This window comes from Nocardia sp. NPDC051911 (assembly GCF_040681035.1).
In the GTDB taxonomy this organism is placed as follows: Bacteria; Actinomycetota; Actinomycetes; order Mycobacteriales; family Mycobacteriaceae; genus Nocardia; species Nocardia sichangensis.
In genome coordinates this window covers 174959-193255 of the sequence record NZ_JBFAXY010000002.1, presented here as the reverse complement: position 1 = coordinate 193255, position 18297 = coordinate 174959, and the positions used below count along the sequence as shown (strand labels likewise).

Below are 18297 nucleotides of genomic sequence, written 5' to 3'. Positions count from 1 at the left end.
GCCCCCTCGAGGTCGTATTCCGGACAAGCGTACCGGCCGCAGGAGGGCATCGTGGCAGCGCCGGGAGACCTGGTGTCGTCTGTTCATGTAGGCGTCGACAAATCGGACGATCGGATCGAAAAGTGTTGTCTTACCGCAAGCTCGGGATTGTGCCGGTGTGGCGTGCAATGAGTTGGATGGAATAGGCGCAGCGCGCGGACACCCGACCGAGGCGCATGCCCGGCGGCGAGTCGGCGGGACTTGTCCGGCCGGACCGATGACAATGCTGCGCATGGCGGCCACGGTCAGCGGGTTGGGAAATCGGCGGGCGGAGCTGATCGACGGAGTGTCGCCGGGGGCGGCATTTCGGGGGGACATCGAAGGAATGCGGGCGGTCGCGGTACTGGCCGTAGTGCTTTTTCATGCCGGTGTGCCGGGAATCGGTGGGGGATTTGCCGGTGTGGACGTATTTTTCGTGATTTCCGGTTTTCTCATCACGGGAATGCTGTATCGGGAATCGGCGGCCGACGGCACTGTCGGGCTCGTCCGGTTCTATGGCGCGCGAGCGCGCAGGCTGCTGCCCGCCGCAGGGGTCGTGCTGGTCGCCACGGCGATCGGCGCGGCCGTGCTGCTGCCGCCGTTGCAGGGCCGCCAAGCGCTCGGCGACGGGATCGCGAGCGCGCTGTACGCCGGGAACTATCGCTTCGCCCTGCAGGGCACCGACTACCTTGCCGCGGACGCGCCGCCTTCACCGTTTCAGCACTTCTGGTCGCTCGGTGTGGAGGAGCAGTTCTACCTGATCTGGCCCGCGCTGGTGATCACGACGGCTCGGCTCGTGCGACGGCGCCGCAGTGGTTCGGCCACCGCGCTGCCGTACCTGATCGTTCTCGTCGTCGTCGCCGCGCTCTCTTTCGCGGTCGCGCTGACCTGGACGCGCACCATGCCACCGTGGGCGTTTTTCGCGCTGCCCACTCGGGCCTGGGAGTTGGCCGCGGGCGGCATGGTGGCGCTGTCGGCCGCGCTCTGGTCCCGGTTGCCGAAGTCGGTGGCCACCTGCGCGGGGTGGGCGGGAGCCGGTTTGATCGTCGTGGCCTGCGTTCGGCTCGACGAGAAGACCCCGTATCCGGGCATCGCGGCGCTGCTGCCCGTGCTCGGCGCGGTCCTGGTCATCGGGAGCGGCTGTGTCGCACCGCGATTCGGCGTCGGTCGCGTCCTGGCGGTACCCGAGATGCAGGCCGTCGGCAGGCTGTCCTACTCCTGGTATCTCTGGCACTGGCCGGTGCTGGTGCTGGCCCCGCAAGCGCTCGGCCGCCCGCTCGGGCTGGTCGGCGCACTCGGCGCGGTCGCCATGGCCGGTGGGCTCGCCGTGCTCACTCAGCGGTTGATCGAGAACCCGGTCCGCTTCGCGGCCCGCCTGCGCGGTTCGGGCCGGCTCAGCCTCGCCTGCGGTGGTGTGAGCACCGCGCTGGCCATCGGTGTGGCGGCCGCGCTACTCGTGCTCGTACCCCCTCCGGTCGGACACGGCACGGCGGCGCGGAGTCTCACACTGACGACACCGGCCGCACCGGCCACTCCCACCGCCGACCCCTACGATGCCGCGATCGAGCAGCTGACCGCGCAGACCCAAGCGGCGGTCGCCGCCTCGGCGGAGGTCCGCGACGTCCCGTCGAATCTCACGCCGGCACTGTCGAACGCGCGCGGCGACCGAGCGGAGGTGTTCGACAACGGTTGCTTCCGTTCCTGGACTGACGTGGGCCAAGGGGAGTGCGCCTCCGGCGATCCCGCCTCGTCCACCACGGTCGCGTTGGTCGGCGATTCCCACGCGGCGATGTGGCAACCGGCGTTCGAGAACATGTCGGTAGCGCACCATTGGCGGCTGGAGACCATGGCGAAGGTCACCTGCCCGCTGCTCGATCTGCCCATCACCAGCCCCTACCTGGGGCGGACGTATACCGAATGCGAACAGTGGCGCGGGCAGATCATGACCCGGTTACGGCACGAACGGCCCCGGCTGATCGTGGTCGGCATGTCCCGCCGCTACGGCGGCGACTTCGGCTTCGTGACCTACGACCCGGCGTGGATCGACGGCGTGCGTCGCCTGGTCGCCCAGCTGCGCGAGTCGGGCGCGGCCGTCCTCGTGCTCGGCGGCATCCCCGATCCACACGCCACCGTGCCGGCGTGCGTGGCCGAGCACATCGACGACGCCTCCGCATGCGCCCCCGCCCGAGCGGTGGCGGTCGACGAGGCGGGCATCGCCGCCGAGCGCGCGGCCGCTACGGCGGGCGGCGGCCAGTACGCTGATCTGACCGCGCTGTTCTGCACCACCGCCCGCTGTCCCGTCATCGTCGGGAACACCCTCGTCTACCGTGACGACAATCACCTGACGAGCGGTTACGCCACGACGCTCGCCCCGGTCGTCGGCGCGCTCACCGAACGGGCGCTCGCGCGCGGCTGAGTCGTCCCGGTGCGGTCCGCGGGAAGACATCGCGCTCTTCCGGCGTTGCATCCGGTCGCTGCCGCACCCGCGCCCTGCGGGAAGGGCCGGTAACCTGCGGGTTGTCGGAGGGGTCGGGGAGAATGGCGGGGAATCTAGCTGAGGAGGGACTGTGAACGACGGTCCGCTGATCGTGCAGAGTGACAAAACGCTGCTGCTGGAGGTCGACCACGAGTTGGCCGATGCCGCGCGGCAGGCGATCGCGCCGTTCGCCGAGCTGGAGCGGGCGCCCGAGCACGTGCACACCTATCGGGTGACGCCGCTGGCGCTGTGGAACGCGCGCGCGGCCGGGCACGACGCCGAACAGGTGGTGGACGCGCTGGTCAGCTTCTCCCGGTACGCGGTGCCGCAGCCGTTGCTGGTCGACGTGGTGGACACCATGGCGCGCTACGGCAGGTTGCAGCTGGTGAAGCATCCAGCCCACGGGTTGACGCTGGTCAGCCTGGATCGCGCGGTGCTGGAGGAGGTGCTCAGGCACAAGAAGATCGCGCCCATGCTCGGCGCGCGCATCGATGACGACACGGTGGTGGTGCACCCGTCCGAGCGCGGCCGGATCAAGCAGACGCTGCTGAAGATCGGCTGGCCCGCCGAGGACCTCGCGGGTTACGTCGACGGCGAGGCGCACCCGATCGACCTCGACTACGCGACCGACGGCTGGCATCTGCGCGATTACCAGCAGATGGCCGCCGACTCGTTCTGGGCGGGCGGCTCCGGGGTGGTGGTGCTGCCCTGCGGCGCGGGCAAGACGATGGTCGGCGCTGCCGCGATGGCCAAGGCGAAGGCCACCACGCTGATCCTGGTCACCAACACGGTGGCGGGCAGGCAGTGGCGGCGTGAACTGCTCGCCCGCACCTCGCTCACCGAGGACGAGATCGGCGAGTACTCCGGGGAGCGCAAGGAGATCCGCCCGGTCACCATCGCCACGTACCAGGTGATCACTCGGCGCACCAAGGGCGAGTACAAGCACCTGGAACTGTTCGACAGCCGCGACTGGGGGCTGGTCATCTACGACGAGGTGCACCTGCTGCCCGCGCCGGTCTTCCGGATGACCGCGGATCTCCAGTCCCGCCGCAGGCTCGGCCTGACGGCCACCCTGGTGCGCGAGGACGGCCGCGAGGGCGACGTGTTCTCGCTGATCGGCCCGAAGCGCTACGACGCGCCGTGGAAGGACATCGAGGCCCAGGGCTGGATCGCTCCGGCCGACTGCATCGAGGTCAGGGTCACGCTGACCGACGCCGAGCGGATGGCCTACGCGACCGCCGAGCCGGAGGAGCGCTACAAGCTGTGCTCCACCGCACACACCAAGATCGCCGTGGTCGAGTCGATCCTGGCTCAGCACCAGGATGCGCCGAGCCTGGTCATCGGCGCGTACCTGGACCAACTGGACGAACTCGGGGTCGCGCTCGACGCACCCGTGATCCAAGGGTCGACGAAGACCAAGGAGCGGGAGGAACTCTTCGACGCGTTCCGGCGCGGCGAGATTCCGGTGCTCGTGGTGAGCAAAGTGGCGAACTTCTCCATCGATCTGCCGGAAGCGTCCGTGGCCGTCCAGGTTTCGGGTACCTTCGGCTCGCGACAGGAGGAGGCGCAACGTCTCGGGCGGCTCTTGCGTCCGAAACACGATGGCGGACAGGCGCATTTCTACTCGGTCGTCGCGCGCGACACCCTGGACGCCGAATACGCCGCGCATCGCCAGCGTTTTCTCGCCGAACAGGGGTACGCCTACCGCATCACGGATGCCGACGACTTGCTCGGACCCGCCATCGGATAAGCGGAGGAATCCCCTCCACAAACTGTGCTAGGAATAAGGGCGTGCGACACTTCGAATTCGCGGTGGACCGCAAGCACGCCCACGCGGTGAACGAAGTCTTCGCCGACCTTCGCCGCCTGCGCCTGCTGGCGATCGCCGCCACGGTGGTCGCGGCGGCGGGCACGGCGTTGCTGATCTGGCTGGACCATCCGTGGGCGTATCTGCTCGCGGTCGCCTTCGCGCTCGGCACGGTGACGGCGCTGTGGGTGGCCTTGTGGACACCGTGGCATTCCAGCATCGACAAGCTCTACGCGGACGGTGAGCTGGTACCCGCGGTGGTTTCGGAGGCGCGCCCGTCGGGTGTCGTGCTGCTCGCTTTGGTCGATGTGTCCGCGCCGGATACGCGCGATCCGCGCTACGCCTTGGTGACCAGGAAGGTCCGCGACCTGCCCGGTCACCAGGCCAGGGCCGGGGAGCGCGTGCCGTCCGTCGCGGTGCGGACCGACCGCGCGCCGCGCCAGGTGGGTCAGCGCTGGCAGTCGGTGAGCGCCATGCCGATCGCTTGGGGCACGACCGACGACTCGGTCATCGCCCGCGCCCGCGCCGCGATCAGCGAGACCGAGTGGCGGCTGCTCACCGACAACCTCGCGCTCGCGGAGAAGGTGCGGCGCACCACCACGAAACGCCTGCTGCTCGATCCGCACCAGCTACCGGGCGAACTCGGCTCCTGAATCCGGCTGTGTCCGCGGGGTTTATCGGTTGCGCTGTCGCCTAGACTCGAAGGATGGTTCCAGCGTCCAATCTGCTGGCATTCGTCGCCGCCGCGGTCGTCATCATCGTCGTGCCCGGTCCCGGCGTACTCTTCACGGTCGGTCGCGCGCTCACGCTCGGCCGGCGCGCGGCCCTGCTGTCGGTGCTCGGGCACGCCATGGGCGTCTACGCGGCACTAGTCCTGGTCGCGATCGGGCTCGGCGCTTTACTGACCGTGTCGGCGTTGGCGCTCACCGTGGTCAAGTTCGCGGGTGCGCTGTATCTGATGTATCTCGGAATCCAAGCGATCCGTCAGCGTTCGGCGTTGCGCGAGGCGCTGGGCGCCGCGGTCGAACCGGCCCCGAACACGCGGGTGCTGCGGCAGAGCGCCGTCGTCGGGCTCACCAATCCCAAGGCGATCGTCTTCTTCTCCGCGGTGCTGCCGCACTTCGCCGACCCGGCCTCCGGGTCGCTGTCGTGGCAGTTCCTGCTGCTCGGCACGGTCTTCCTGGCCATCGCGCTGGTCTCCGACAGCGCGTGGGCGCTGCTGGCCGCCTCGGCGAGGTCCTGGTTCGCCAAGTCGCCGCGCAGGCTGGAGGCGATCGGCGGCGCGGGCGGGGTGATGATCTTCGGTGTCGGCGCGTCGGTGGCGCTGACCGGAAGCGGCGACTGAAGCCGCTACCATCCAGCGAAGTCGGTGCGCCGGTACCGGCGACAGGCGGGGTGGAAAGGGGTGGTTGTCCGTATGTGGTTGTCCGGCCGGATGTGCGCCGCGGTCGCGTGTGTGTTCGCCGCGGTGTCTCAGGTGCCCGCGCACGCGGAGCCGCCCCCGGACCCACTGGTCGGCGCGCCGGGCTTGGGCGATCCGTACTATCCGCTCGACGGCAACGGTGGCTACGACGTCCAGCACTACGACGTCGGCATCGACTACGACCCGCCCAGCCGGAAACTGGCAGGCACCACCACGATCACCGCGCACGCCACCCAGCCCCTGCGCGTGTTCAACCTCGATTACGCGGGGCCCGATGTGCGCGAGGTGGCGGTCAACGGGCTGCCCGCCGACTTCGACCGCAACGGCGAGCACGAGTTGACCGTCACGCCGACGTTGCCGCTGCTGCCAGGCCTGCCGTTCACCGTCACGGTGGACTACGCGGGCCCCGCGGTGAATGCCGAAGGGGAGGGGTGGACCTTCGCACCCAGCGGCGGCGCGTTCGTCGCCGGTGAGCCGCACTCGGCGACGACTTGGTACCCGCTCAACGACACCCCGCTGGACAAGGCCACGTTCAGCCTGAACGCCACCGTTCCCGCGGAGTGGGAGGTGATCTCCAACGGCGTACGCATCGAGGACGTGGTGCGCGGCGACAAGCGGACGGTCCGCTGGTTCAACGCCAAGCCGGTGGTCGGCTATCTGACCACGGTCGCGATCGACAAGTTCGACTACCTCGAGCAGCGCAGGGCTAACGGCATTCCGCTGATCAGCGCGTTCGCCCCGAATGTGGAGCAGGATCAGCGCGAGCTGGAACAGCGCCTGCCGGAGATCCTCGACTTCGCCGAAAAGATTTACGGCCCTTACCCGTTCGAGGCCGCAGGCGGCATCCACGTGGACGCGGGCATCACGTTCTCGCTGGAGACCCAGACCCGCCCGCTCTACGCGCCGTCGATCGATCTGCAGACTGTCGTGCACGAGATCGCGCACCAGTGGTGGGGCGACTGGGTGTCGATACGCCGGTGGTCGGACATCTGCCTGAACGAATGCTTCGCCAGCTATACCGCCGACTACCTGTGGCCGGAGCGGATGGACGGCAAGAACGTCGACGACCAGTACCGCGAGACCATCCGCAAATACCGCGACAGTGAGAAGTACTGGAACATCCCGTTGGAGGACCCCGGCGTGGGAAAGGAGTTCACCTCCGTCTACTACCGTGGCCCGCTGTTCCTGCACGCGCTGCGCAGGCAGATCGGCGACGAGGTGTTCTTCGCGGCTGTTCGGGACTTCCTCGCCGCGCATGCCTACGGCAATGCCTCGATGCCGGAATTCCGCGCTTTCGTGCAGTCCCGCTCACCCATGGACCTGACCGGGTTCTTCCACGCGTGGCTGAACACCACCGCGCCGCCGCCGGAGGAGTACCTGTTTCCGGGCGTCCTGCGCAGCTGACCCGTCAGTCGTCCCCGGCGCGCTGCCTGGCCTTCGCCAGCCTGCGTTCGGCTCGCTCCACCTGACGGCGCGCCGCGTGCAACTCGTCCTTCGCCGACCGCTCGGCCGACTTGCGGAACTGCCGCTGCTGTTCGGCGTGCTCGAGCTCGTCGCGCAGCGCGGCGACGCGTTCCTCGGCCGAGGACAGTTCTCCGGTCGCTTCTTCGAACGCGGCTCCGGCCGAATCCTCCTCGGCACGGGCGGTTTCGAGCGCCTCCTCGGCCTCCCGCAGTTCTCGGCGCGCGCTGTCGTCGGGCTGCCGCACGGCCGCTCGTCCGGGCCGCGTGGCCCGTTCGGGCACCGCGAGCAGACCCGGTCCACTCGGTCCGAAGCCTTCGTAGCTCGCGGCCGTAGCGAGTGTTCCGGCACGCAGCCGATCGGCTACGTCCCGATCGGCGAGTGCGGCGGTCAAGGTCTGGCCGATCTCCCGGACGACGTTCTCGCCGACCGGATGCCCGTGTTCGGCGGCGAGCGCCCCCGCCTTCTCGGCGAGGGCGTTGACCAGTTGCTGGCGCTGCGCGGTCAGTTCGCGCAGCTGTTCGGCCGAGAGTTTTCGCTGCGCGGCGGCCAGCGCGGCGGCCAGCCGCAGCAGGGCGGCCACGTCCTCGGGCGCCGCCCTGGACAGCAGGTTCGCCGCCCACGCGGTCAGGGTGGGTTTACGCAGCTTGCCGATGGCGGCCGCCAGTTGCTTGTCACCCGACTGTTTCGCGGCGGCCGCCCGGTCGGCGCGCGCCGCGACGAAATCCGCGGGCGCCAACCCGTACAGGTCGCGTGCGACGTCCTCGACCGTCATACTGCCCAAGCGTAACGACTCGGTCTCGGGCGACGACACACTCCGCATACCGGACAAGAGTCCAGTTGCATGGAATACGCGAAAGGCGTTGCTAGTGAATTACTCTGCGTTCTTCTTGCTCGGCCGTCTGCTCCCCAGCATCCTCGGTTACGCGCTCATGGGGCTGTACGGCACGCACAGCATCTAGGCCGCCCCCGTGCCAGGTCGCCTGCGGGCTGATGCGGCCGCTCAGGTCGTGCGGGTATCCTCACCGCGTTCACGAGCACGTGAACGTTTCGGTGAGAGAGGTTTTCAGGTGAAGTTTCCAGGAGCGAGGTTGCTGGCACGGATCGTGCTCGCCCTCGTCGCGGTGGCCGCGGTGGTGGTCACGGTGGCCGGCTGTTCGTTGATCGAGGACGCGGGTAAGTCGGACACCGCCAAGGCCAAGGCCGGCGACTGCATCAACGTCATCGAGGGCTCGGCGGTCGACTCCAAGACCGAACCGGTCGACTGCTCGTCGGACAAAGCCGTGTACAAGGTCGCGCAGTCCTACGACAAGAAGACCGACTGCGCCGCCGACTACACCTCCTACGAGGAGACCCTGGCCGGCGGTACCACCGCCTTCCTGTGCCTGGCCCCGAACTTCAAGGAAGGCAGCTGCTACAACGAGAGCAGCACGACCGGATACAAGCACGTCGACTGCGCTGCCTCGGACGCCACCTTCAAGGTGCTGAAGCGGATCGACGGCAAGGCCGACGAATTGCTGTGCGACCAGGACGCCGACGGCTTCCGCCTCATCGAAACGGACCCGAAGGTCACCTTCTGCACCGCCAAGCCCAAGGGCTGATCATTCCAGCAGGGCAACCGACGCGATCCGGTGCAGCGTGAAGTGCCGGACCGCGCCGGTGACCGGGTCCAGCGCGTCCAGCTGCCCGTTGCCCACCTTCAACGGCTCCACCACCCGTTGGGAAGCGACGCCTTGGGCGTCGACGTAGCCGATGTTCACCGACCGTCGCACCCGCGCCGCGAGCTGCAACAGGGCGAGGGTGGCGGCGGTATTGGTCCGCGTGCCGTCCGTGCGTACCGCTTGACCGGACCGGGCACTGGCGGCGCGTTCGCCCGCGCGTAATTCCGTGACGAGCAGTTCGAGTTGTTCGGTGCTGGGCGGTGTCGGCCGATACGGCTGCCGTGCGACGGGCCGCACCGAGATCCGCGCGCCCCGCGGCCGCAGATCGACGATCGCGCCGCTCGAGTCCTCACCCGCGGGCGCGAAACCGGCCGCGCGCAGCTGCTCGAGCAGTTCGCCGAGCGGCGCTTGGGCGATGGCGACGGTCGGGGCGATGGATCGCAGCGCCAGCGCGCTCGCCACCGGCGCGGACAGTACTTGGGCCAGTAGCGCCGGGTCGTCACTGCGGATGAACGACTGGGCCATACCCGCGCGCAACTGGCCGTGACGCCGGGCCACGTCATCGATCAGATAGGTCAGTGCCTGCGGGATCGGCGTCCGGGAATGCGCGGCGAACAGCGCGTGCAGCTCCGCCGCCGTCAGCCCGGCGTCCAGCGCGCGCCGCACCGAGGACTCTCCGATCCGGTATACCGTTGCGGCGCCCGCGGATTCGACGTCGGCGACGAGGGCGACGCGACGCTGGAGATCGGTGGTCAGCGGGCCGGGTGCGATCACCGTGAGATCGGCTTGCACCAGCACGTGGTCCACCGGCTCCGGCAGCGCCGCCTCCATCTCCGCCTCGGCGTCAGCCACGCTGGTCGGCGCCGCGTGCAGCAGCGCCCGCGCCGCCGAGCCGAGCGCGCCGCGGCCGATCAACCCGAGCGCCGCCGCCTCGGCCAGCGTCTGTTCGACCACCTCCGGCCGGAAATTCCTGCGCCTGCGCGGCTGCCGCCAGGCCAGTACCCGGCCGATTTCCGTTGGGGCCAGCGCGGTGCCGGACGGATATTCCGCCAGCAGGGCGAGGATCGCGTGCCGGTCGCGCGGCGCGGTCGGGGTGCGCAGTTCCAGCGACAGCGCGGCCAGCGGTTTGTCGTTGGCGTCGCGCATGCCGATCATCCACGGCATCCGATCCAATTCGAGCCAGGTCAGTCCGAGGGCGGCCCAGCGCCGGGCGGGCGGCGCTTCCAGCCAGGCGTCCACCAGTGGCGTCGGCGCCCAGAAGTCGTCGGTCGTCTCGAAGTCCGGTGGCGGGTCCGGCAAACCCTTCTCGATCAATTTCGCGGCCGCCAGCAGCTCGACCAGCAAACCCGCCCTCGGCTCGTCGACACCGACCTGCTTGGCGATGCGGCGCAGCTCGCGCACGCCCAGGCCGCCCGCGCGCAACGCGGGAGCCGGGGCATGGCCGAGCACCTCGAGCACGGCCGCGCAGTGCCGCAGCAGCTCGCCGACCTCGCCCGCCGCGACCGCGTTCACATCGGCGGGCGGGTATTTCGCCGGCTCCGGTCGCGGCGGCGTCAGGGCATGCGGGTGGGTGACCGGTTCCCCTCGCAGCACCTGGCCGACGGTGACCGGGAGTTCGACGGTCTCGTCATCGATCCGGTGCAGCAGCCTGCGCGCCAGCAGCCGCTGGATCGGCCGCTCGGCCGGAGTGCCCGGTGCGGCGTCCTTGGTGCGGCCACGAGGCCCTGTCGCGGCCAACTTGTCCAGCAGGGACCGTTCGGCGGGCGGCAGCTCGGGCAGCGCCGCGACCACCTCGGGTTCGGTGAGCGCGTCGGGGATCTCGGTCGCGGTGCCGATCGGCCACGGCAACGCCTCGGCGGCCGCCGGAATCAGGTGCAGTCCCTGCTCGGCGTCGATCCAGACCAGCGCGCGAGCGGTCAGCCGCTCCAGCGCCTCATCGATCGCGGCGGCCGGCACCCGTTCGCTCAATTGCACATGCAACTCGGCGCGGCGCAGCGTGCCGCCGTCGGTGCGCGTCACCCCGTGCATCGCAAGGGTTTCCACGATGGCGAATTCGAGGGTGTTCAAGTCCTCCGTGGCGCGCAGCACCGACGCGCGCTGTTCGACGCGGGCGGCGAGCACGGCCATGGCGGAGGGCAGCGGGACGGCCAGGTCGGGCCGAAGCTGCAGCAGCGTCACGAGCTGGGCATCACTGCGGGCACCGAGCCATCCGGCAAGGGAGTCGGTCACGGTCATCCGATCCAGCCTACGATGCTGGGCGATCGCCCGCCGACGTCCGGAGCTACGGGCTGCGGGGCATCCTGGTTGAGCGGCCGGGCTAGCATGGGGCCGTGGTGAACAAATCGAAGAAATCCTACGTCGACAACGGCTGGCCGAAGGTCGCCGACGGTGACCCCGCGGTCACCGAGCTCTCTTCGGCCCGATCCGGTGGTCTCTCGCCCTACGGCGAGGACACCGAGTTCCCGGTCCCGGCTGAGCAGTTGCCTTACATGCACCCGAACACGGTGATCAACCGCTGAGCGCGCGACCGGAACGTTCTCGGCTACGGAGAAGGGCCCCGCATCCACGTTGATGCGGGGCCCTTCTTGCTGAAGCCTTCGGGTCAGGAGGGGAGCAGACCCTTGTTCGCCTCGTAGAAGTTCACGATCGCGGGGTCGAGGGTGACTCCGCTGGACTTGGCGGCGTTGAAGAAGTCGAGAGCTTCCTTGGGCACCTGGACGCCCTGGCTCTGCACGACCTCGAGAGCGCGGTCGACGGCCGAGAAGATCTGCTGCGTGTCGGCAGGCGCGGCAGGCGCTGACTGAGCGAGCTGCGGCGCGGGGTTCCAGCGCGGGGTCTCGGCGGTGGCGGGCGCGGAGCGCGGGCTCGGCGCGCTGCTCAGGCCCAGCTTCGAGGAGCAGGAGGGCCAAGCGCCCCAACCCTGCGAGGCGAGCACCTTCTCGGCGACCGCGATCTGCTGTTCACGGCTGGCCTGGTTGGCGCTGGCGGCGTATTCCTGACCGCCGTGGGCGCGCCACGTGCTGGGCGAGAACTGCAGCCCGCCTTGGAAACCGTTGCCGGTGTTGATGCCCCAGTTGCCGCCGGCCTCGCACTGAGCGAGTCGATCCCAGTCGGAGTCGGGTGCCGCGCTGGCGTTGCCTGCGAAGGCCACACCGGCGGTGCCGATGATGGCTCCGGTCACGGCAACCTTGGCTACCGTGCGTCCGGTCGAGCTTGGCTTGCGATGGCGTCCACTCATATCGGGTTCGTCTTCCTCTCGACGCACCTGCGACATCTTCGGTTCTGGTTCGGACTGAGAGGTCGTCCGTTCCGCCCTCGCCCCTACGTTTCCGTCGGGGGATCCGGTACCCGCGGGGCGAGGCTCGGTGCGGCGGGCCGGTGGTCGCCGGGGGTGCCCCGGCTGGATAAGACCGTACGACGAACCGCGGGAAAAATCACTATTTGGTAACCGGCGTGTACCAACGGGTCTCGACGCGATATCGGACCGGGGAGGAGGCTTCATGCAGCTAGAGGCGCCGCGGCCGCACCCGCGGCCGGTCGTCACCGCTTCGTGATCTACTCGTAATGTGATGAGGATCACACACTGGAGTGGGTAACGATCGCATCGGGTAACCGGTTCGGTGTCGGATCGGAGATGATCACTCCGCTTCAGCGCGACCGGCGGCCCGAGCGCAGCGCGAAGACGAGCGCGAGCACGAACCCCAGCGGCGCGAGCATCGCCCCGAAGTACAGCCACAGCCCCGGCTCGCCGTCGGTCAGCAAGGGGATCGCGAAAATCGCGACGATAGCCAGCAATCCCAGCGCGAACACGGAGAGCGCGAGTTGCAGCAACCAGTCGCCGCGCCGCCGTGGGGCGCCGCCGGGCGGGGTCGGAGCGGAAGGGTTCGTCACGGTTCGACGGTAAAACTGATGTGCTTGCGTTATTCGCACCGGGGTAGACTCGATAGCAATCGCGTCCTGCAATCCTGCTGGGCGCGTTCTTTTCGCACAGGAAAAGGGCCGGTCGCGCGACCGGCCCGGTAGACGGATGTGCTCGGGCCGTAGGGGTCCGAGTTTTCGATGATGAACGGGTGAGCGCAGTGCCGACCGGCAGGGTGAAGTGGTACGACGTCGAAAAGGGCTTCGGCTTCCTTTCCCAGGACGAGGGTGAGGACGTCTACGTGCGCTCGTCCGCGCTGCCCCAGGGCGTCGAGGGCCTCAAGCCCGGCCAGCGCGTCGAATTCGGCATGGCCGCAGGCCGTCGCGGCCCCCAGGCGCTGAGCCTCAAGCTGCTCGAGGCGCCGCCGTCGGTCCGGCAGGGCCAGGAACGCAACGCGCGCAAGGAGCCTGCCGCGCGCAGGCACACGCCGGACGAGCTGCACGGCATGGTCGAGGACATGATCACCTTGCTCGAGGCGAAGGTGCAGCCGGACCTGCGTAAGGGCAAGTACCCGGATCGCAAGACGGCGCAGCGCATCTCGGAAGTCGTCCGCGCGGTGGCGCGCGAACTGGACCACTGATTCCGCTCGATTTCGCTTCATCCGGGCGGCCGTCGGGCCGAATTTACTCGAGGTAGGCGTTTTGGGGCCGCGGAGGTCGAGGGAAGCCCGGTTGCCGGACTTCTGACGCCGATCGTTCGTGGCCGTCCATCGGTGGATTCATCCGACCCGCAGCGGGTTTCGGGCGAGTCCTGCCCGGCCACCGTGCAGGCGCCGTGCGCTCGGAGCGCGCACCGGCGTCTGCGGAGTCGGCGAAAGACGTTGCGTCCGAGACTCGCTACGCCGTGCTGATCGACCAGGTGGCGTGCGGCACGTAGAACTCCCGGCCCGTTTCGTCGCGGGCGAGGATCGGCAGCTGGAACTCCACGCCGATGAGGCGCAGGTCCGGCTCCGGTTTGGAATCGATGGTGAGGGCGAAGGCCCGGTCCGGGTAGTCGTTGCGGCTGATCACCTGGTCGACTTTCTCGCCGTTCGGCAAAAGGTAGACCAATTGTGCGAGCCAAGGCGCGTCGGCGACCTTCTTCGGAAGCGACAGCTGCAGTGGGTAACCGGCGGGCACTTCCAGGTCGACGGTGCGGCCACGGTGGCAATCCGGCGTGTCGGGCCCGCAATTCAGCGTCGTGAACACGGTGCCGGGGACATTGTCCTCGGGCAGGATGCTGCAGTCCTGCATGGTCACCGAGCAGTAGCTGAACGGCCGCACGGTGACCGTCTTGCCGTGTGCGTAGGCGGTGAGTGTGACGTCGGGCTTCTCGGCGTCGTGGACCAGCACCGCCAGCACGCCCACGAAGGCGACGGTGAGCACGAGCAGTGCGACCGCGGCCAGCGCGGCGATCGTGCGTGCGTTGAGCTTGCTCACCAGATCGGGTCTCCTTGCCCTCGTCGAAAGCGTTCGGCGTCACCGTCGCGCGGCGCCGGGTCCTCCGCCCGAGGCGCGCTCGCCGGATATCCGTGCGGCCGGGTCGTCGGCACCTCTTGCTCCGCGTGCTGGGGACGGTTGCCGCCGAGGCCGGGCAGTAGCGAGTGGCCTCGGAAGCTGAGGAAAGTCTGCACCAAGCCGAGGACGAGTATCACGGTGACCACCGCGAAGCCCTTCCAGTAGTCGGTCGGCAGCAGCACACCGGCCGCACCGCCGACGACCCAGCTCAGTTGCAGCACGGTCTCCGACCGCCCGAAGCCGGAGGCGATCGACTCCGGCGGCAAATCGTCCTGGATCGAGGCGTCCAGCGACACCTTGGCCAGCGCGCTCGTCCCCGCCGCCACCAGGGCCGCGGTCGCCGCGCCGAGGAGGTTGTCGGCGAACGTCGCGAACAGCGCCACCAGCGCGCACGCCGCCGTGCAGCCGAGCACGACCAGCGAGGGCTTGCCGAGTTTCAGCCGGGCGCCCGTCGCATTGCCCGCGAAATTGCCGATGGCCGCGGCCGCGCCGACCGCACCGAGCATGAGGGCCTGCTGCGCGGGCCGGTGTTCTGTCGCCTTGGCGACGAACGCGACATAGAAGGTGAGGAACCCGGTCAGGACACGAATGGCGCTGTTGCCCCAGAGCCCGGTCACCACGGCGCGGCCGAGCGGTTGCCTGCGCTTGCGCGGCGGGATCGACGACTCCGCGCCGGACGAGAGCACCTCGGTGCGCGCGTCGGCGCCGTGATAGCTCAACGTCGCGGGCACCTCGCCCTCGGTCACCTCCACCCAGGAGGGGATGCGCAGACTCAGATACGTCCCCCCGCAAGCGATCAGCGCCGCGAAGACCAGTGCGCCGTTGGAGCCCGCGATCGCCGCGGCCGACCCGGCCAGCGCTCCGGCGCCCATGGTGCCGCCGACCAGCCCGAACACCGTGAGGCGGGAGTTGGTGCGGACCAGATCTATGTCCGGCGGCAGCACCCGGGGCGTGACCGCGCTCTTGAGCACGGAGAACGATTTGCTGCCGATCATCATGCACAGCGCGAGCGGATACAGCGCCCAGGTGTCGAACTGCAAGACCAGCACCACCGCGACCACCGCGCGCACCGCGAACGACGTCGCCAGCGCGAGGCGGCGACCGCGCTGCAGGCGATCGAGCAGCGGTCCGATCAGCGGGGCGATCACCGCGAACGGCGCGATCGTGATCAGCAGGTACAGCGCGACTTTCGTCTTGCTCTCCGCGGTGGCGCTGGCGAAGAACAAGGTGTTGGCCAGTGCCATCGCGATGGCGGCGTCCAGGGCGAAGTTCGCCATGGTGGCGTAGGTGAGCGCCGTGAGGCCGGACTTGTCCGCGCCGTCGGCCTTGGCCGCGCGCTGGAAGGTCGCGATGCCTTTCTCGGTGAGTTCCCTGCCGCGCATGGCGGCCACGCGGGTGACCGTGAGTTTGCGTGGCATCCGCCGCGCGCCGGCGGCATCGGGGCTCTCGGGTTGCCGGCCCTGATCCTGCGCGGCGGTCTCGGGATGGTCGCCTTCGGCGGGGGCCGGTGTCTCGCTGTACCGGGGCGGCTCCGGACGGTGCGGGAAGACGTGCCGAGCCGCGCGGTCGGAGGCCTTCGGCTGCTCGGCGTCGGGCCCGACCGGGAGCGGCTTGGTGGGCGGAGGCTGCGCGGGCCGTGGCGGGTCGCGTCGCGGGCTCGGCGGCGGTCCCGGCTGGTCATGACGCTCGGCGGCGCGTCCGGATCCCGGTCCGAGCGGTGGTAGCGGCCTGCGGCGCCGCGGCCCGTTGGGTGGCGGATATCGGTCGAAACCGGGATGCCGATCGAACGGCGGGACCTCCTCGCCTTCCCGCCGATCACGGTCGGGACCGGAAGGTTCGCGGGGAGTAGTCACGACTCCAATTCTGGCGCACTCTCGGGCCGGGTGTTCACGCGCGCTCCGGGGTGGCGGCGGAAAGCGATCGTCGTCGCGACCCGCGATCACGCTCAGGCGGGGGCGAAGCGGACCTCGAACATGGTCGGCCAGTTCTTGCCCGTGATCAGAAACCGGTCGGTGCCGGGCAGTTGGGCGATGCCGTTGAGGGCGTCGGCGCCTGCCCGTGCGGTCGCGGGGAGCAGACCGGCGGCGTCGGCGGTCGCCAGCACGGCGCCGGAGTCCGGGTCGATGCGCAGGATCGTGTCGGTGGGCCAGTCGTTGGCGTAGACCGACCCGTCCGCCGCGCATTCGAGCTCGTTGAGGCGTGCGCCGTGGTGACTGTCGAGCTCGACCGAGCCGGTAGGGGCGAAGGTGACCGGATCACGGAAGGTGAGGCGGTCGGTGCCGTCGCTCATCACCAGCCGTCCGTTTCCGGCGCACAGACCCCAGCCCTCGCCGTCGTAGCTCACCCGGCCGCGTTCGGCGAGCGTCGCCGGGTCACGGGCGATGGCCACGCCGTCGTGCCAGGTCAGCTGCCAGAGCGTGGCGCCGGCGAGGGTGATGCCCTCGCCGAAGTACGGAGCGGGCAACTCGGTTCTGGCCAACTCCTCCCCGGTCGTGAGCCGGGACGCGCGCACGCCGGACGCGCCGACCAGCCCGGTGCCCTCGTAGAGCACGTCGCCGTCGACCTCCAGGCCTTGGGTGAACGCCTTCGTATCGTGCGGCCGGGTGGCGATCACCTCGATGTTCATGCTGGGTGCCTGGTCCGCTACGCCGCCGCATCCACCCACGATGAGCAGACCGACCAGCACACTGATGGCCAACGCACGCCGATTGCGTTCCATACGGCAAAATGTAGGCCGTGAGCGCAGTTTCTGTTTCGGAGTCCGGCGTGCGGCCGATTCTGGCCGATGCCGTCGATTTGGCCCGCCGTGCGCTCCTGGAGTTGGAACCGTCGGCCGTCGGCGCGCACCTCGGCGTGATCGCCGAGGACGAGAGTGCGGCGACCCACCGATTCGAGGCCACGCTCCCCGGTTACCGCGGGTGGCAGTGGGCGGTCGTGGTGGCCGCCCCGCCCGACGCCGACCACGCGACGGTCAGCGAGTCCGCGTTGCTGCCCGGGCCCGATGCCTTGGTCGCGCCCGAGTTCGTGCCCTGGGAGCAGCGCGTCCGCCCCGGGGATCTCGCGCCAGGGGACCTGCTCGCCCCGCCCGCCGACGACCCACGCCTGGTGCCGGGCTACGTCGCGACCGGCGATCCGGTGGTGGACGAGGTGGCCTACGAGGTCGGTCTCGGCCGTACCAAGGTGATGAGCAGGGAAGGCCGCGAAGAGGCCGCCGAGCGGTGGTACACCGAACACGGACCCGACTCGGAGATGGCCAAGGCCGCGCCCGCCACCTGCGGGACCTGCGGCTTCTATCTGCCACTCGCCGGGTCGCTGCGCGCCGCGTTCGGTGTCTGCGGCAATGCCATGGGTGCGGACGGGCGCGTTGTCCACGTCGCCTACGGCTGCGGCGCGCACTCGGATACCGAGGTTCCAGCCGGTAACGGGTCGCCGCTGTTCGAGGCGTACGACGACGCGGCCATAGAGGTGATCTCGCTCGAAACCGCCGACTCTCGCGTGGCCCCGCAGGGCGCGGACGAAGCGCCGACAACCGAGGACATCGATCCGCACGGTGCGGCCGCCGAGAATGTCGCGGTGGCCGCCGACCCGGGAGTCGCCGAAGGCGCAGCCGTGGCCGGGGATGCCGCCGTGGCCGCTGCGCCTGCTGAAGACGTCTCGACCGGCGAGGGTGCCGCGGTCGTCGAGAAGGCTGTGGACGTGCGGACTCCTGCGGTTTCCGGGGAAGCTGCCATCGCGCCGGAGGACCGGGCCGAGACCACCGCCACGACCGGCGATCCCGCGTTCCGCCAGGATGCCGCACTCGGTGAGCGCGCCGCGGTGATCGAGGAAACCGCGGCGATCGGGCACGAAGAGGTCGCCGAGAACGCTGCGGTGACCGAGAACCCGGTCGTCGCTCGAGATGCGGTCTTCGCCCAAGACGACGCCGCCGCGATCGCCGCCGGCGGCGAGCATTCCGGCATCGCGGAAGCACTCGCGGCTGTCGAAGGTGACGAGGCGACGGAGGACACCGCCGCCTCGGAGGAAAGCACCACCGTCG

Annotated in this window: 15 protein-coding genes and 1 pseudogene; 9 read left to right on the top strand and 7 right to left on the bottom strand. The window is 69.7% G+C overall.

The genetic code is table 11. The features are described 5' to 3' along the window. The first annotated feature begins 364 nt into the window (after positions 1-364). The 5 genes from AB0L97_RS03835 to AB0L97_RS03815 all read left to right on the top strand — a co-directional run bounded on the left by AB0L97_RS03835 (position 365) and on the right by AB0L97_RS03815 (position 7128). The gene (locus AB0L97_RS03835) at positions 365-2434 is read left to right on the top strand and encodes an acyltransferase family protein (RefSeq protein WP_364425211.1); all 2070 of its coding nucleotides are present in this window, start codon (positions 365-367) and stop codon (positions 2432-2434) included. Positions 2435-2585: 151 nt separating this feature from the next. Beyond that, entirely contained in the window at positions 2586-4244 is a 1659-nt protein-coding gene (locus tag AB0L97_RS03830; protein ID WP_355074985.1) for a DNA repair helicase XPB, read from the top strand. A 41-nt stretch (positions 4245-4285) separates the two neighbouring features. After that, on the top strand, positions 4286-4954 hold the full coding sequence (locus tag AB0L97_RS03825; protein ID WP_355074983.1) for a DUF3239 domain-containing protein: 669 nt from the start codon (positions 4286-4288) through the stop codon (positions 4952-4954). A 53-nt stretch (positions 4955-5007) separates the two neighbouring features. After that, positions 5008-5646, top strand: a complete 639-nt coding sequence (locus tag AB0L97_RS03820) for a LysE family translocator (protein ID WP_364425004.1) — start codon at positions 5008-5010, stop codon at positions 5644-5646. Between the two features lie 60 nt (positions 5647-5706). Beyond that, positions 5707-7128, top strand: a complete 1422-nt coding sequence (locus tag AB0L97_RS03815) for a M1 family metallopeptidase (protein ID WP_364425002.1) — start codon at positions 5707-5709, stop codon at positions 7126-7128. A 4-nt stretch (positions 7129-7132) separates the two neighbouring features. On the opposite strand, the gene AB0L97_RS03810 is transcribed toward AB0L97_RS03815, so the two are convergent. Then, complete coding sequence (locus AB0L97_RS03810; RefSeq protein WP_364425000.1) at positions 7133-7960, bottom strand: hypothetical protein; 828 nt, start codon at positions 7958-7960, stop codon at positions 7133-7135. A 295-nt stretch (positions 7961-8255) separates the two neighbouring features. Here AB0L97_RS03810 and AB0L97_RS03805 point away from each other — a divergent pair, with 295 nt between their 5' ends. Next, positions 8256-8786, top strand: a complete 531-nt coding sequence (locus AB0L97_RS03805; RefSeq protein ID WP_355074975.1) for a hypothetical protein — start codon at positions 8256-8258, stop codon at positions 8784-8786. On the opposite strand, the gene AB0L97_RS03800 is transcribed toward AB0L97_RS03805, so the two are convergent. Continuing rightward, positions 8787-11081 (bottom strand): helicase-associated domain-containing protein, encoded by a 2295-nt coding sequence (locus AB0L97_RS03800; RefSeq protein WP_355074973.1) that lies wholly within the window; start codon positions 11079-11081, stop codon positions 8787-8789. Between the two features lie 95 nt (positions 11082-11176). Between AB0L97_RS03800 and AB0L97_RS03795 the strand changes: the two genes are divergently transcribed. Next, the gene (locus tag AB0L97_RS03795; RefSeq protein ID WP_040864798.1) at positions 11177-11365 is read left to right on the top strand and encodes a hypothetical protein; all 189 of its coding nucleotides are present in this window, start codon (positions 11177-11179) and stop codon (positions 11363-11365) included. A gap of 83 nt (positions 11366-11448) precedes the next feature. On the opposite strand, the gene AB0L97_RS03790 is transcribed toward AB0L97_RS03795, so the two are convergent. Then, positions 11449-12084: a resuscitation-promoting factor Rpf1 domain-containing protein gene (locus AB0L97_RS03790; RefSeq protein ID WP_355074971.1), complete on the bottom strand. Its 636-nt coding sequence runs from the start codon at positions 12082-12084 to the stop codon at positions 11449-11451. A 410-nt stretch (positions 12085-12494) separates the two neighbouring features. Then, positions 12495-12737, bottom strand: coding sequence for a hypothetical protein (locus AB0L97_RS03785; RefSeq protein WP_355074969.1), 243 nt, complete (start codon positions 12735-12737; stop codon positions 12495-12497). 188 nt (positions 12738-12925) lie between these two features. Here AB0L97_RS03785 and AB0L97_RS03780 point away from each other — a divergent pair, with 188 nt between their 5' ends. Next, a complete protein-coding gene (locus tag AB0L97_RS03780; RefSeq protein WP_039795090.1) occupies positions 12926-13345 on the top strand; it encodes a cold-shock protein in 420 nt (139 codons plus the stop codon). 256 nt (positions 13346-13601) lie between these two features. Here AB0L97_RS03780 and AB0L97_RS03775 read toward each other — a convergent pair whose 3' ends face one another. The 3 genes from AB0L97_RS03775 to AB0L97_RS03765 form a co-directional block, all read right to left on the bottom strand. After that, a complete protein-coding gene (locus AB0L97_RS03775) occupies positions 13602-14183 on the bottom strand; it encodes a DUF2771 domain-containing protein (RefSeq protein WP_355074967.1) in 582 nt (193 codons plus the stop codon). Next, positions 14180-16114: an MFS transporter gene (locus AB0L97_RS03770; protein ID WP_364424996.1), complete on the bottom strand. Its 1935-nt coding sequence runs from the start codon at positions 16112-16114 to the stop codon at positions 14180-14182. Before AB0L97_RS03770 ends, AB0L97_RS03775 begins: the two co-directional genes overlap by 4 nt. Positions 16115-16206: 92 nt before the next feature. Then, the gene (locus AB0L97_RS03765) at positions 16207-16980 is read right to left on the bottom strand and encodes a glutaminyl-peptide cyclotransferase (RefSeq protein ID WP_355074963.1); all 774 of its coding nucleotides are present in this window, start codon (positions 16978-16980) and stop codon (positions 16207-16209) included. A gap of 17 nt (positions 16981-16997) precedes the next feature. On the opposite strand from AB0L97_RS03765, the pseudogene AB0L97_RS03760 reads away from it, so the two are divergent. Further along, a pseudogene (locus AB0L97_RS03760) lies at positions 16998-17732 on the top strand (DUF3027 domain-containing protein); the annotation flags it as partial. Positions 17733-18297: the final 565 nt, after the last annotated feature.